Annotated in this window: 4 protein-coding genes and 1 pseudogene; 1 reads left to right on the top strand and 4 read right to left on the bottom strand. The window is 72.9% G+C overall.

Annotation, left to right across the window (positions count from 1 at the left end; genetic code table 11):
* Window positions 1-213 precede the first annotated feature (213 nt).
* A complete protein-coding gene (locus AB0M46_RS10110) occupies window positions 214-1842 on the top strand; it encodes an NAD(P)/FAD-dependent oxidoreductase (RefSeq protein ID WP_363334430.1) in 1629 nt (542 codons plus the stop codon).
* Between the two features lie 536 nt (window positions 1843-2378).
* On the opposite strand, the pseudogene AB0M46_RS10105 reads toward AB0M46_RS10110, so the two are convergent.
* From AB0M46_RS10105 to AB0M46_RS10090, 4 genes and pseudogenes are all read right to left on the bottom strand, one after another.
* Window positions 2379-2558: pseudogene (locus AB0M46_RS10105) on the bottom strand (MbtH family NRPS accessory protein); the annotation flags it as partial.
* A complete protein-coding gene (locus AB0M46_RS10100; protein ID WP_363334428.1) occupies window positions 2533-7914 on the bottom strand; it encodes an amino acid adenylation domain-containing protein in 5382 nt (1793 codons plus the stop codon). The gene AB0M46_RS10100 and the pseudogene AB0M46_RS10105, both read right to left, overlap by 26 nt.
* Window positions 7911-13988, bottom strand: a complete 6078-nt coding sequence (locus AB0M46_RS10095) for an amino acid adenylation domain-containing protein (RefSeq protein WP_363334426.1) — start codon at window positions 13986-13988, stop codon at window positions 7911-7913. The genes AB0M46_RS10100 and AB0M46_RS10095 overlap by 4 nt, the downstream gene beginning before the upstream one ends.
* 101 nt (window positions 13989-14089) lie before the next feature.
* Window positions 14090-15547: a class I adenylate-forming enzyme family protein gene (locus tag AB0M46_RS10090; RefSeq protein ID WP_363334424.1), complete on the bottom strand. Its 1458-nt coding sequence runs from the start codon at window positions 15545-15547 to the stop codon at window positions 14090-14092.
* Window positions 15548-15571: the final 24 nt, after the last annotated feature.

Raw genomic sequence — 15571 nt, 5'->3', positions numbered from 1 at the left:
GCGAGGCGGAGTCCAGATTTCGTCTGGTGGTGGCCCGCGGGAGCCAGGCTACCGGTGTTGTAACCGGGCTTCCGCGGGCCGCCGCCAGGCGGAATCTGGGCCCGCCGCAGCCCCGCCTCAGTTATGAAACAGGCCTTAGGCCTGCTTTCCATCGCCAGTGCACGAGCGACGCCGTGCGCACGGTCGGCGCTGTCATCCTTCTGGAGGTAGCTCATGATCGACGAGAACGCCTACGATGTCGTGGTAGTCGGGGCAGGGTTCAGCGGCCTCTATGCGATCCACCGGATCCGTCAGCTGGGGCTGCGCGTGCGGTGCTTCGAGGCGGGTGACGGCGTCGGCGGCACCTGGTACTGGAACCGCTATCCGGGCGCCCGGGTCGACATCGAGAGCATGCAGTACTCGTACTCCTTCGACGACGGCCTTCAGCAGGAGTGGCGGTGGCCGGAGTACTTCTCACCGCAGCAAGACCTCGAGGCGTACGCCAACCATGTTGCCGACCGCTTCGGTCTGCGCTCCGACATCGAGCTGAACGCGCGGGTCAACCGGCTGGCCTTCGACGAGCGGGCGAACCGCTGGCACGTCTCCACGGAGAACGGCCATCACGTCACCGCGAAGTACATCGTCGCCGCGACGGGCAGCCTCGACGCGATGAACCTCCCGCCGTTTCCGGGCCTCGAGTCGTTCGGCGGACAGTGGTACCACACCGCGCGGTGGCCCAAGGAGGGTGTGCGCTTCGATGGCAAGCGGGTCGGACTGATCGGCACCGGCTCGACCGGCATCCAGGCCACCCCGGTGATCGCGCAGACCGCGGAGCACCTCTTCGTCTTCCAGCGGACGGCGGCGTACAGCCTGCCCGCGTACAACCGGCCGACCGACCCCGCGTATGAGCAGGCGTGGAAGGCCGACTACCCGCAGCGCCGCGCGAAGATGTTCGGCCACTTCGCCGCGTCGTACACGGAGAACGACCAGTATCGGTCGGTGTTCGACTACTCGCCGGAGGAGCGCCAGCGGATCCTGGAGGAGGCCTGGTCGGCGCGCAACGGCCTGCTGTTCATGCGGACCTTCAGCGACATCTCGACGAACCTCGAAGCCAACGAGATCGTGGCCGAGTTCGTCCGTGGCAAGATCCGGGCAACGGTCCGGGATCCGAAGGTCGCGGAGTTGCTCTGCCCGACGACGTATCCCATCGGCGCCAAGCGGATCTGCATGGACACGGGGTATTTCGAGGCGTTCAATCGTGACAACGTCACCCTCGTCGACGTCCGCGCCAACCCGCTCGCCGAGATCACGCCGACCGGCCTGCGCACCACCGCGGACGAGTACGACCTGGACATCATCGTGTTCGCGACCGGCTTCGACGCGGTCACCGGCTCGCTGACCCGCATGAACGTGACCGGCCTCGGCGGCCTGGACCTGCGCGAGAAGTGGCGGGACGGCCCGGCGACCTTCCTGGGCTTCCTCGTCGCCGGGTTCCCGAACCTGTTCATGATCCATGGCCCGGGCAGCCCGGGCGTGCTGGTCCAGATGATCACCGGCGGCGAGTGGCAGGTCGACTTCGTCACGAAGATCATCGAGGACATGGAGCGGTCGGGCCGGCAACGGATCGACACCGCGCCCGAGTGGGAACAGCGGTGGAACATCGAGGTCGAGGAGGCCGCGAAGCGGACGCTCTACAACTACGCGGACTCCTGGTACGTGGGCGCCAACATCCCCGGCAAGCCGCGGATCTTCATGATCTACATCGGTGGCTTCGACCGTTACATCCAGCGCTGCACCGAACAGGTGGCCAACGGTTACGAGGGTTTCGTCTTCGACGAATCCGTCCCGGCGGCGCCGCGATGAAGCCGGTCAGGTTGTCCAGGTTCTCCGCGACGTAGCAGCGCCTTGCGGTGGTGCGGGGCCTCGAAGGATCGAGGCCCCGCAGAGACTGAGGTCGCGCCCGCGGCCGGCGGTCCGGTCACCGGGCCGCCACCTCGGCACCGCTCGGCACGAGGACGTCCACTGTGGAGCCCTCGTGGGAACGCAAACCATCCCGCCCGTGCTCTTCCTGACCGCCTCAGGCGGTGGCCACCCGATGAGCCGCGCAGACCGGGCAGACCTGGACCGGTTCAGCGACCCGCTCGGCGGCGCAGCCGCTCGGCCGCGATGAAGTCGGTCAGGTTGTCCAGGCTGTCCAGTGCGTGCTGGGTGAAGTCGACCGCCACGTCGTACTCCACCTCGATGGCATCGACCAGGCGGACGATCGCCAGCGACGACACGCCCATCGCGACGAACGAGCAGCCGGCCGTGGCGACATCGGCCGGGGTGAGCCGGCCGTCGGACACCCGCGAGGTGGCATCGGCGAGCCAGGCGCGGATTCGGGTGCGGGCCGGGGTCTGATCGGTCCAGACCTGCTCGATGTGCCCGAGGCACTCCTCCCGGCTGCCGCTGCGGCCCTCGGCGACCCAGCCGGCCGGCAGGTCGTCGTCCGCAGCCCAGACCGAGTATTGCTCGTCGGCGTTCACCACGACGCGGTAGTTCACAACGTTCTCCTCAGTCTGGAAGGCGGGCGGCGGCACGTGCCGCCGCGTCCAGGGCTTGTTGGATGTCGGTGGCCGGTGTGTCCAGCGCGGCCAGGCCGACCAGGTCGTCGGCGAGGGCGTCGGGCACCTCGTCGTCGAAGCGGCGCAGCACGCGCAGCCCGACCGCGGCGACGGCGGCGATGGCGATCGCGAACACGACGAACATGAGACCAAGCCCGCGCTGCGGGCCTGTGCCGAGCACCCGGCCGACGCTGCCGGCCAGCGGGCCGCCGTCGCGCAGCAGCGGCCGGAACAGTTCGGCGCCGAAGGGCGCGACGATCCCGAACCCGATCGGCATCGTCGACCACGCGATCAGCGTGTTCAGGGAGAACACGCGCCCGTGCAGCCGCTGCGGCACTTTGACCTGGATGATCGTGGTGTACACGCCGTTGAGCAGCGTCAGGGCCAGCGCGAGGCCGAGCGCGCCGGCCGCGATCAGGACAAGGTTCTCCCGCAGGCCGGTGACGAGCGCGCACACTGCCAGGCCGAGCGTCGCGACGAGGACGCCGAGCATCCGCCGCTGCCGCGGCCCGCCCCAGGCGGCCATCACCAGACCGCCTCCGAACACGCCGAGCGCGGACATGAACGACACCTGACCGACCTGACGCAGGGTGCCGAACGACAGGACCAGCGGCGAGATCATCAGGAAGATCGCGGACAGCGGCACGTTCAGGACGGCGAACCAGAGCAGCATGCGACGGAAGTTCCGGTTGCCCCAGACGTACCGGAAGCCGCCGGCGATCTCCGCGCGGAGCGTCTCGTGGCGCCGCCACGGCATGGTGGCGGGGAACCGCACCGCCAGAATGATGACCACCGCGATGACGTAGCTCGCCACGTCGAGCGTGAGGATGCCGCGCAGTCCGATCGCGGCGAGCAGCCCGGCGCCCAGCAGCGGGGCGAGCAGCTGGGCCAGGCCGGCCCCGAGCTGACCGATGCCGGCCGCGTGGCCGAGCAGTCGCTTCGGTACCAGCTGGGGGATCGAGGAGGTGTATGCGATGCGCTGGAACGACAGCGCGACCGACAGCGCGACGGTGGCCGGATAGAGGGCGGCGACGCTCATGTGCCCGGTCCACAATAGAGCAGCCAGTACCGCCTGGACTCCGCCGGCGGCCAGATCGCCGGCGAGCACGATGCGGCGCCGGTCGTACCGGTCGACCAGCGCCCCGGCGATCGGCAACGTGATCAGGCCCGGCACGAGGCCGAGCACCGCGAACAACGCGAACCGCTCGACCGACCCGGTGGTCAGGTAGATCCAGACGGGGATCGCGAACTCGGTGAGCGCGGACCCGAACATCGAGACCAGCTGGCCGGCGGAGACGGCCGCGAACCGGCTGAGGCTCGGCTGCGGGCCGGTGGCGACCTCGCGGCCGTGCGACACCGCGTGCCGGTACCAGGTGCGACCCGGCTCGTCGGCCGGCGCCTCAGGTTCGAACATGGGCGTGTCGATGATCTCGGCGATCTCGGTGGCCCGGTACTTCAGGAAGAAGTGGCCAGCCTCTCGCAGTACCACGACGGCGCTGTGATCGGACAGGAAGTGCCACTCACGGAACCGCTCCTCATAGAACTCGGTGGCCGGATCGCGCGTGCCGACGATGGTGACGAACGAGGCGCGCAGCCGCTCGGCCCGGGTCGCGTACATCTCCGTGTAGTACCGCTCGGCATCGATGGAGTCGCGGCGCATGTTGCGCACGATCCGGCGAGCCTCCGCCGGGTCGAGGTCGCCGATGTCGGAGCCGATCGAGGTCAGCCAGTTCTGGTAGATCCGGTCGCCGCGCAGGCCCTCCATCCGCGCGAGCCTGGACAGCGTCCGGCCCAGGCGACCGCGCGGCTCGGCGAACGGGAACATCGCGCCGATGTAGACGGTGCGCACGTCGCGGCCGGCCGCTTCGAGCCGCCGGGCCAGCGCGACGGCGAGCGCCGACCCGACGCCGCAGTGGCCGTACAGGCTGATCGGCCCGGTGATCGTCGCGTTGATCTCCTCGACGCAGCGGTCGATGAGCGCGTCGAAGTCGAGCCGGTCCTCGATGACGCCGACGTCGTGACCGGGGATGGCGAGCGACCACAGCTCGTACCGCTCCGGCAGCGCGTCGGCCAGCGGCTGGTACACCACGGCGCTGCCGCCGCCGAACGGCACGCACACCAGCGAGATGTCGGCCTGCGGCCGCTTCGGCGTGAGCCGGTGGATCAGCGCCCGCGGACCGTCGGCCGGCCGGTCGATCAGGACGGCGAGTTCCCGGACGGTCGGGTTCTGGAACAGGTCGATGACGCCGACCGCCGCGCCGAGCTTGCGCAGCCGGGCCACCACCTGCATCGCCAGCAGCGAGTGGCCGCCGAGGTCGAAGAAGTCGTCGTCGGCGCCGACCGACGGCAGATCGAGCACGGCCTTCCAGACGTCGGCGACGAGTTGCTCGGTCGCGGTGGCCGGCGTGGCGCCGCCGCTCGCCGTGCGGACCGGGGCCGGCAGCGCGCGCCGGTCGAGCTTGCCGTTCGCGGACAGCGGCAGCACGTCCAGCTCGACGAACGCGGCCGGGACCATGTAGTCGGGCAGCAGACGCTTCAGCGCGGCGCGATCCGGTGCGGCGCCGACCACGTACGCGACGAGCCGCTGGTCGCCGGGCCGGTCCTCGCGCACGATGACGGCGGCGTCCCGCACGCCCGCCTGCTCGCGCAGCACCGCCTCGATCTCGCCCAGTTCGATGCGCAGGCCGCGCAGCTTGACCTGGCCGTCGATGCGGCCGAGGAACTCCAGCGTGCCGTCCGGCCGCCAGCGGGCCAGGTCGCCGGTGCGGTACAACCGGGCGCCGGGCCGGCCACCCGGGTCGGGAACGAAGCGCTCGGCGGTCAGCCCGGGGCGGCCCAGGTAACCCTCGGCCACCTGGACACCGCCGATGTGCAGTTCGCCGGGCACCCCGACGGGCTGCGGCCGGAGCCGGTCGTCGAGCACGTGCAGCGTGGTGTTGGCGACCGGGGCGCCGATCGGCACCCGGTGGGCGTCACCGAGCGCTTCGGCGGTGACGGCCCAGGCGCTGACGTCGATGGCGGCCTCGGTCGGGCCGTACAGGTTGTGCAGCTCGGCGGGGAGCGCCGCCAGGCAGCGGCGGGCAAGGTCGGCCGGCAGCTCCTCACCGGAGCAGACGATGGTGCGCAGCGTCGCGCCGCCGGGCGTGGTCTCCTCCGCCAGGAAGGCGGCGAGCATCGACGGCACGAAGTGGACGGTGGTGACGCCTTCGCGGTCGATCAGGGCCCGCAGGTACGACGCGTCCTTGTGCCCGCCCGGGCTGGCCAGCACCAGGCGCGCGCCGATGATCAGCGGCCAGAAGAACTCCCAGACCGACACGTCGAAACCGGCCGGGGTCTTCTGCAGGACCACGTCGCCGGGGGTGAGCCGGAATCGTTCCTGCATCCAGGCAAGCCGGTTGACAACGCCGCGATGGCCGTTGGGCACACCCTTGGGCCGTCCGGTCGAACCGGAGGTGTAGATGACGTAGGCGGTGTCGGCGGCGGTCGCGGTGATGGGCCGCGGATCAACCGCGCCGGGTAGCTCGCCCGCCGGCAGGGCGTCGAGCCGGATCACCGAGCAGGTGGCGAACGCGCCGTCGAGCTCGGCCGGCGGGTCGAGGACCAGCACGGCACGCAGGCCGGCGTCGGCCGTCATGAACGCCAGCCGCTCGACCGGGTAGTCCGGGTCGAGCGGCACGTACGCGGCTCCGGTGCGCAGCACGCCGAGCAGCGCGCCGGGCAGCTGGAGCGAGCGGGGCGCGCACACGCCGATCCGCGTCCCCGGTCCCGCGGCCACTGACCGCAGCGCGGCGGCCACCTGGTCGGCGTACCGGTCCAGCTCGGCGTAGCTCCACGTGGTGCCCTCGAATGTCACGGCTGGCGCGCCCGGCGTGGCGGCGACCTGCGCGGCGAACAGGCCGGGCAGGGTGGCATCGGCGTCGAACGGGGCGGCGGTGGCGTTCCAGGCGGCCTGAGCCGCGCGTTCGCCGTCGTCGCGCAGGTCGAGCGCGGCCACCGGCGACAGCGGGTCGGCGACGGCGCCACGCAGGAGCGCGGTCAGGTGGCCGACCAGCCGCTGTACGGTTGCCGCGTCGAACAGCGCGGTGTTGTAGATGAACTGGCCCCACAGCCCACCGTCGGCGGTGTCGCTGACGTAGAGCTCGAGGTCGTACCGGGTCGCCCACGACGTGATCTCGTACCCGTCGAGACCGTCACCGCGGCTCGCGGGTCCGTCGGTCCGGCCGTAGTTCTGCACCGCGAGCAGCGCCTGGAACAACGGTGACCGGGACACGTCGCGGGGCAGGTTGAGGTCGGCGACGATGCGCTCGAAGGGCGTGTCGGCGTGGGCGTACCCGGTGAGCGCGGTCTCCCGTACCCGCAGCAGCAGGTCGGTGAACGTCGGGTCGCCGCTCAGGTCGAGGCGCATGACCAGCGTGTTGACGAAGCAGCCGATGACGTTCTCGAGTTCCGGGACGCCACGACCGGCGACCGGGGAGCCGATCGTGAGGTTCGTCTGGTGCGCGTGCCGGCCGAGCAGATGGCCGTACGCGGCCAGCATCGTCATGTACAGCGAGGCGCCGTGATTGTCGGCCAGCGCCCGCACGCCGGCCGCGAGGTCGGCGTCGATTTCGAATTCGACGCTGCCGCCGTCGTAGGTCATCTCGGCCGGGCGCGGCCGGTCGGTCGGCAACGCCAGCGGCTCGACGCCGTCCAGGTGCGCCGCCCAGTGGGCGACGTCGGTCGCCGGCCGGTCGCGCTGCCAGGCCGCGTAGTCGCCGTACTGGATGGGCAGCGGGGGCAGGTCGCTGCCGTCGTACGCGCTCATCAGCTCGGTCAGCAGCAGTGGCACCGACCAGCCGTCGATAGCGATGTGGTGCACGGTCATCGCCAGGATCGCGTCGTGCGGGGCGAGCCGGATCAGCGCGGCGCGCAGCGGCTGTTCGGCCGCGAGGTCGAAACCGCGGGCGTGCACCGCCTCGACCGCGGTTCGGGCGGCGTCGTCGTCGGCGGCATCGACGACCTCCAGGTCGACGGCCGGTTCCTCGTCGATGACCAGCGTCGGTATCCCGTCGTCGCGGGCCGGGAACCGGGTTCTCAGCGCCTCGTGGCGGGCCACGACGCGGCGGAGCGCCTCGGCCAGCCGGTCGGCGTCGATCGCGCGCCGGATGCGCCTGGCCACCGGCACGAGGTAGGCGCGGTTGCCGGGGGCGTACTGCTCCATGAACCAGAGCCGTTCCTGCGCGTACGACAGCGGCGGTGCCGTGCCGGCCGGGCGGGCGGGAATGGTCCGGGCCGCGGTGCGCTGGCGCAGTCGTTGGGCCAGCAGCGCCTGGCGGGCGTCGTCGACGGTCATCGGGTCTCCGCTTCCAGCAGGCTGGCCACTTCGTCGTCGCTGAGTTCGGCCAGGTCGTCGAGCAGCCGCTGCTCGACCGCGGCGGCCAGGTCGGCCAGCCGGCGATGCGTGAAGAGCAGGCGGATGGGCAGGTCGAGGTCGATCATGGCGCGCAGCCGGGCGGCCACGCGAACGGCGAGCAGGGAGTGACCGCCGAGTGCGAAGAAGTCGTCGTCCACGCCGACGCGCTCGAGGCCGAGGACCTCGGCCCAGACGTCGGCGATGAGCTGCTCGGCATCGGTGCTCGGCGGCGCGGACGGTCCGGGCCGGTCGGCCACGGGCGCCGGCAGGGCACGTCGGTCGATCTTGCCCGTGGACGTGCGGGGGAGCGAGTCGAGCGCGACCCACCGGTCCGGCACCATGTGGCCGGGGAGCTGGGCCGCGAGCCGGGCGCGCAGCGCCTCTTCCGGTGCGGAGCCGGCCACGTACGCGACCAGGGCTCCGTCGTGTGCGACCACCGCCGCCCCGGTCACACCCGGGCACGCGAGCAGGTGGCTCTCCACCTCGGCCGGCTCGATCCGGAACCCGCGCACCTTCAGCTGATCGTCCAACCGGCCGGCGAAGTCGAGGCGGCCGTCCGCCCGCATCCGCACGCGGTCGCCGGTCCGGTAGAAGCGCGCGCCGCGCCACGTGACGAACCGGTCCCGGGTGAGGTCGTCCCGGCCGAGGTAGCCGCGGGCGAGGCCGGCGCCGCCGAGCAGCAGCTCACCGAATGCGCCGGGTGGCACCGGGCGCAGGCCGGCGTCGACCACCGCGGCGCGCACGCCGGGCAGCGGCACGCCGATCGCCGGCGGGCCGGCCGTGTCGTCGGGGCCGAGGTCGGTCGCGGTCGCGATGATCGTGGCTTCGGTGGGGCCGTACGTGTTCACCAGCCGTACGGTGTCGCCGAACCGGGCTCGCCAGCGGCCCACGGCCGCCGCGTGCACCGCCTCGCCGCCGAGGATGACCAGCCGCAGCCGGGGCGGCCAGGCGATCGCGTCGATCTGGGCGACCAGGTCGTGCCAGTACGCGGTGGGCAGGTCGAGGACGGTGATGTCGGCTCCGGCCGGACCGGCGAGCACGTCGGGCAGGCTGAGCGGGCCGTCCGGGAGCAGCCGCAGCGTGGCTCCGGCGCCGAGGGCGGGCCAGATCTCCTCCGCGTGCGTGTCGAACGCGAGCGGCGCGAACTGCACGACCGTGTCGCTCGGGCCGAGCTGGTAGTCGCGGCGCATCCAGTCGACCCGGGCGGCGAGCGCTTCGTGATCGACGACGACGGCCTTCGGGGCGCCGGTGGATCCGGATGTGTACAGCACGTACGCGGCGCCGTCCGATGTCGCGTGGTCGATCGCGGCGCCCTCCGGCGTCGCGTTCGGCGGCGCGAGCACCCGCAGGCCGGCAGGCCATGGCGCGTCCCCGATGGCCAGCACGGTCGCGCTGCCGGCGATGAGCCTCGCGATCCGCTCGGCCGGCTGTTCGGGATCGATCGGCAGGTACGCGCCACCGGCGCGCCAGATCGCCAGCAGCGCGACGATGGTGTCGATGTCCCGGCGCGCGGCGACGGCGACGACCGGCAAGCCGCTCGCCCGGACTCCGGACGCTTGCAGCGCGGCGGCCAGGATGTCGGCTCGGCGGTTGAGTTCGGCGTACGTCAGCGACTCGGCGCCGCAGCGGACCGCGACCGTGTCCGGCACCGCGAGGCGGGGCAGCCAGGCCGCCAGTGGCTGCATCGATGCGCCGGTCGCCGGGGCGGCCAGCGAGTCGACCAGCGCCTTGTCGTCGGCGCTCAGCAGCGGCAGCGCGCCCACCACGGTGGTCGGATCGGTGGCGATCGCGGCGCACAACACCTCGAACCGGCGCGCCCAGCGCTCGACCGTCGTCGCGTCGAGCAGGTCGGCGTCGTAGCCGAAGACGAGCGTCAGGCCGTCGGCGGCCCGCCATGCCTCCAGCATCAGGTCGAACTTGGCCTGGCGGTAGCCGGAGTCGAAGAACGACGCGTGCAGGTCGGCGAACCGGTCGACCGGGGCGCCGTCGTCCTGGGTGTGCAGGATGCACATGGTCTGGAACACCGGCGGCGTCGACGCGTCCCGGCCCGCCTCCGCGACGAAGTGCTCGAACGGCGCCTCGGCATGGGTCAGCGCGTCCAGCACGCACTCGCGGGCCCGGCCGAGCAGGTCGGTGAACGGCTCAGCCGTGTCGACCTGGTTGCGCAACACGACGGTCCGGGCGAAGTAGCCGACGGCCCGCTCGATCTCGACCCGGTCCCGGGCCGCCAGGGTCGAGCCGACCAGGACATCGGATTGGCCGGTGTGCCGGGCGAGCAGCACCTGGTAGGCCGCGAGCAGCACGGCGAAGAGGCTGGTCCGGGCGCGGCCGGCCAGGTCCTCGAGGCGGGCGGTGACGTCGGCCGGCAGGTGGGTGCCGAGGAACGCGCCGCGGTGCGTGGGCTCGGCCGGACGGGGCCGATCGGTCGGCAGGTCGAGCACGGTCGGATCGGCCAGCCGTTCCCGCCAGTACGCGAGATCGGCCTCCGGGTCGCCGGTCGCCGCCGGGACGGGTGGCAGCGGCGCCAGCGGCCGGCCGGCGTAGAGCGCGGCAAGGTCCTCACGCAGGACGTTGAGCGACCAGCCGTCGCCGGCGATGTGGTGCACGACCAGGCAGAAGACGTGATCGTCCGGGCCGATCCGGATCAGCGAGGCCCGCACCGGCGCGCCGGCGCGAAGGTCGAACGGCGCGTTCGTCCGCTGCGCGACGGCGGCTCGGGCCGCCGCTTCGGACTCCACGGCGAGCTCCTCGATCGGCACGGTGGCGGGGCCGACCTCGACGGTCGGGTCGCCCCCGGCCTCCGGGTAGGCGCAACGCAGCGCGACGTGCCGGGCGGCCAGCGCGTTCAGGGCTCGGCCCAGCGCGCCGCGATCCAGCGGGCCGAGCAGGCGGAGCACCAGGAACATGTTGTACGAGGCGTCGTGCGGGTCCAGCCGCTGCAGGAACCAGAGGCGGCGCTGGGCGTCGGACAGCGGCGGTGTGCCGTCCAGCGACGCGTCGCCGTCGACGTGGCCGGCGTCCGGGATCCGCGCAGCCAGCGCCTCGACCGTCGGGTGGTCGAACAGATCGCGGACCGTCAGGCCGGGCAGCCGCGCCGCGACCTTGACGGCCAGCAGCGAGTGGCCCCCCAGCGCGAAGAAGTCGTCGTGCACACCCACCTCGGCGGCGCCGAACACTTCGGCGAACACGGCGGCGACGCGCGTCTCAGCCGCGGTGCGCGGCGGGACGTACACGGCGGCGGCGTGCGGTCGCGGGTCGGGCAGGGCGGCCCGGTCCACCTTGCCGTTCGGGGTGAGCGGCAGCGCGTCGAGCACCGTGACCGTGGCCGGCACGGCGTAGGCCGGAAGCTTGGCGCGGACCGCGTCGCGGATCGCGGCTGGGTCAATGCCGTCGACGCCGATGGCGGCGCCGGGGCGGGCGGTGACGTACGCGGCGAGGGCATCGTCGCGGACCGCGGCCACCGCGGCGGCGACGCCCGGGCAACCGGCGAGCACGGTCTCGACCTCGCCGAGCTCGATGCGGTGGCCGCGCACCTTGACCTGGGTGTCGAGCCGGCCGAGGAATTCCAGCGTGCCGTCCGCCCGCCGGCGGGTGCGGTCGCCGGTGCGGTACATCCGTGCTCCCGCCGGACCCCACGGGTCGGGCACGAAGCGGTCGGCGGTCAGCCCCGGCCGGCGTAGGTAGCCCAGCGCGACGCCGGCACCGGCGATGACGAGCTCGCCGGGCACGCCGGCGGGGACGGGTCGCATCCGACTGTCAACGACGTACACCTGTGTGCCCGGGATCGGGCCGCCGATCGCGATGGCCGCCGGACGCTCGGGCACCGGCCAGTACGTCGACCAGATCGTCGTCTCGGTCGGGCCGTACACGTTGGTCAGCCGGCCGACCTTGCCGCGCAGCTCCGCCGCGAGCGCCGCCGGCAGCGCCTCGCCGCCGACCAGCGCGGCGGGCACGTCATGGTCGAAGCCGGCGGCCAGCAGCATCCGCCAGCCGGACGGGGTGGCCTGCACATCGGTCACGCCGTTCGCGGCGATGAGCGCCCGCAACGCCGCGCCGTCGCTGGTCTGCGCGTCATCGGCGACGACGACCCGGCCGCCACGGCTGAGCGGCAGGTACAGCTCGAGTCCGGAGATGTCAAACGACAGCGAGGTGAGCGCGAGCCACGCGCGGCCCGCTTGCGGACCGGTGATGTCGGCCATCGCGGCGATGAACGCGGCGAGTGCGCCGTGCGGCACGACCACGCCCTTGGGCCGTCCGGTGGACCCCGAGGTGTACAGCACATAGGCCGGGTCGTCGGGGCCGATCGCCGCAACCGGCGCCACCTCGTGCACGGGGTCCTCGTCGGCGGCGTCGATCAGCAGCGACGCCGCGCCGAACCGCTCGGCGAACGAGGACTCGGTGAGCACCGTGCGCACGCCCGCGTCGGCGATGACGAACGCGAGCCGGTCGGCCGGGTACGCCGGGTCGAGTGGCAGGTACGCGGCGCCGGCCCGCCAGACCGCCAGCAGCGCGACCACCATCGCCGGGGACCGGGACAGCCCGACGCCGATCAGCGGTCCGCGTCCGCGCAGGCGGGCGGCCAGCCGGTCGACCTCGGCGTCGAGGTCGCGGTAGGTGAGCGCGACGCCGTCGCCGGTGACCGCGACCGTGTCCGGGGTGGACCGGGCCTGTGCCCGGAACATCTCGGCGACGAGCGGCGTGAGCTGCCCAGCGCCGGTGTCGTTCCATCCGGTCAGGGCCTCGCGCCGTTCGTCGTCGTCGAGCCAGCGCAGGTCACCGATCGCGGTGTCGGACCGCTCGGCCGCGTCGTCGAGCAGGACGAGCAGGCGGCGGATCCAGCGCTGCGCGGTGCCGGGGTCGAACAGGTCGCGATCGACGGTGAGCACGCCGACCGCGGCCGCGGGGCCCTGGATGACGTCGAGGGACACGTCGGTGCGGGCGGAGTCGAACGGATGGTCCAGCAACTCGACGTCGAGGTCGCCGAGGTGCGGCCGGTCCTGCTCCTGGCGCAGGTACATGATCATGGCCTGGAACAGCGGGGTGCGGCTGCGGTCGCGGGGTGCGCCGAGCGCCGATACCACGCGTTCGAACGGGGCGGCGTGGCCCAGCGAGCCGAGCACACCGCGGCGCACGGCCCGCAGCAGCGCGCGGAACGTCGGATCGCCCGACAGATCCGTCCGCAGCACCAGCGTCTCCGAGAAGCAGCCGACGCGGTTGTCGAGATCCGGGTCGTCGCGGCCGAGCACCGGCGTGCCGAGGCAGATGTCGTCCTGGCCGCTCATCCGGCCGAGCAACAGCGAAAACGCGGCGACCAGCGCGGTGTACACGGTGGTGCGCTCGGCCCGGGCCACGGTCTCCAGGCGGCGCAGCAGGTCGACGGGGATGTCGAAGACGACGGAGCTGCCATGGCCGCGGCGCACCGGAGGCCGGGGCCGGTCGGTGGCCAGGTCCAGCACCGGGGCGCCGGCCAGCCGTTCGGTCCAGTATCCGAGGTCCGGCGCGTCGTCAACCGCAGCCGGCGGCAGCTCCGGCAGCTCGGGCAGCGCGGCCGGGGCGCCGGTGGCGTACGCGTGGTACAGCGCGTCGAGATCGCGGCGCAGCACCTGCAGCGACCAGCCGTCGGCCGCGATGTGGTGGGCAACGAGCGCGAGCACGTGCTCATCCGGTCCGACGTCGATCAGCAGGCAGCGAAGCATCGGGCCGGCGGTGAGGTCGAACGGCCGCGTGACGAACGCGGCGACCATGTCGCGGGCGTCCTCGAGGCCGGTCGCGACGGCGGTCTCCAGCCGGACGCCGTCAGCGGCCGGCGCCAGCACGGGCGCGCCGTCGACCAGTGCGACCCGGGTCCGCAGCGTCTCGTGCCGGCCGGTCAACGCATCCAGCGCGCGTTGCATCGCCGCCCGGTCCAGGCGTCCGCGCACGTGCATGACGAGCGGCAGGTGGTACGAGGCGTCGGCCGGATCCAGCTGGTGCAGGAACCACAGTCGTTCCTGGGCAGCTCGCAGTGCGCTCATCGCGGGCTCCCCGTGTGGCGGATGTTCAACGTTTGAACCAGCGTTTCGTTGTGTGCGCGGTGCGGCGCGGCCAGGAATTGGGCCGCTCCGGGATGCCTGGATCACGTCAGGCTCCTTCGCAGGGAGCGTTTGTCGACCTTGCCGCCGCGGTTGCTCGGCAGCTTGTCCATGACGTGGACGCGGGAGGGGATCTCGTGTGGCGCGAGCCGGTCGGCGAGGAACGCCCGCAGCGCCTGCGGGGTCAGCGCCCCGTCGCCGCTGACCACGATCACGGCGGCCAGCTCGACGCCGAGGACCTCGTGCGGCAGCCCGACGACGGCGGCGTCGGCTATCGCCGGATGCTCGTGGATGGCCGCCTCGATCTGCAGCGTCGACACCCGGTGGGCGCCGGTCTTGACCACGTCGCTGTCCCGCTCGACGAGGTACAGGTAACCGTCGGCGTCGACGTAGCCGACGTCGCCCATCCGGACCCAGCCGTCCTGGAACGCGGCGGCGCTGGTCGCCACGTCGCCGAAGTACGTGCGAGTCGGGGCGGGCGAGCGCATCCAGATGGCGCCGGTCTCGCCGGGCCCGCAGGGTCGCCCGTTGTCGTCGAGGACGCGGACGCCACCGCCGGCGATCGGCCGGCCGACGCTGTGCGGGCGCTCCGGGTCGTACGTCATGGCGGTCTGGGCCGGGGCGGCCTCGGTCGAGGTGTAGTAGTTGACGATCGTCGCGTTCGGGAACGCGGCCACGAGGCGGGCGGCGACCGGCGCCGGCAGCGGCGCGGCGGCCGACCCGAGCAGCCGCACGCTGCTCAGGTCATGGCCCTCGGCCACGGTGAGCAGCTCCATGGCCATGGCCGGGACCACGAACACCGTGCCGGCGGACCAGCGTGCGATGGCGCGCGCGAAGCGCAACGGTGTGAACTTCGGCAACGTCACCACGGCGGGGTGGGCGACCAGCGCGTTCATCAGCATGATCTGGGCCGCGTTCGTGCCGATCGCGAACGCGTGCAACAGGTGGCGCGAGTGCCGGAACGGCCGGTGCCGGGCGTCCGAGGCATACGTGACGTTGGCGTGGCTGGCGGCGACACCCTTGGGCCGTGCCGTCGTGCCGGAGGTGTACAGGATCTGGGCCAGGCCGTGCGGTGTGGACCGGTCCTCGCCGCAGCGCGAGCCGGCGCCGTCGTCGACGGCGTGGGTCCATCCGCCCTGCCAGCCGGGCGCGTCGCCCGCGTGCACAAGCCCGGCGGCACCGCAATCGGCGAGCACATGCGCCAGCTCGGCGGGTGCCGCGTCGTCGGAGATCGGCACGGCGACCGCGCCCAGGCGTTGCACCGCCACGTACGCGACCGCGTAGTCGAGCCACTCGGCGGCACCGAACCGCAGGCCAACGCGATCGCCCGGCGCGACACCGCGCTCCCGCAGCCGCTCGGCGAGGTCGGCCGCACGTCGCTGCCAGGAGCCGAACGTCAACGAGCCGATGCCGTCAACGACCAGCGCCTCGCGGTCCGGCTCCGATGTGGACCGGTCGGCGAGGAGGCGTGGAACCGTTGTCGGAGCTGCGTGCACAACCACGGCAACAGGGTTGCATGATCAGCG

Source organism: Dactylosporangium sp. NPDC051485 (assembly GCF_040682015.1).
In the GTDB taxonomy this organism is placed as follows: domain Bacteria; phylum Actinomycetota; class Actinomycetes; order Mycobacteriales; family Micromonosporaceae; genus Dactylosporangium.
This window is presented reverse-complemented; position numbering and strand designations above follow the sequence as displayed.

Coding starts and splice junctions, on each gene's coding strand:
- AB0M46_RS10110 (WP_363334430.1), top strand. CDS start 214: ATGATCGACGAGAACGCCTACGATGTCGTGGTAGTCGGGGCAGGGTTC.
- AB0M46_RS10100 (WP_363334428.1), bottom strand. CDS start 7,914: ATGACCGTCGACGACGCCCGCCAGGCGCTGCTGGCCCAACGACTGCGC.
- AB0M46_RS10095 (WP_363334426.1), bottom strand. CDS start 13,988: ATGAGCGCACTGCGAGCTGCCCAGGAACGACTGTGGTTCCTGCACCAG.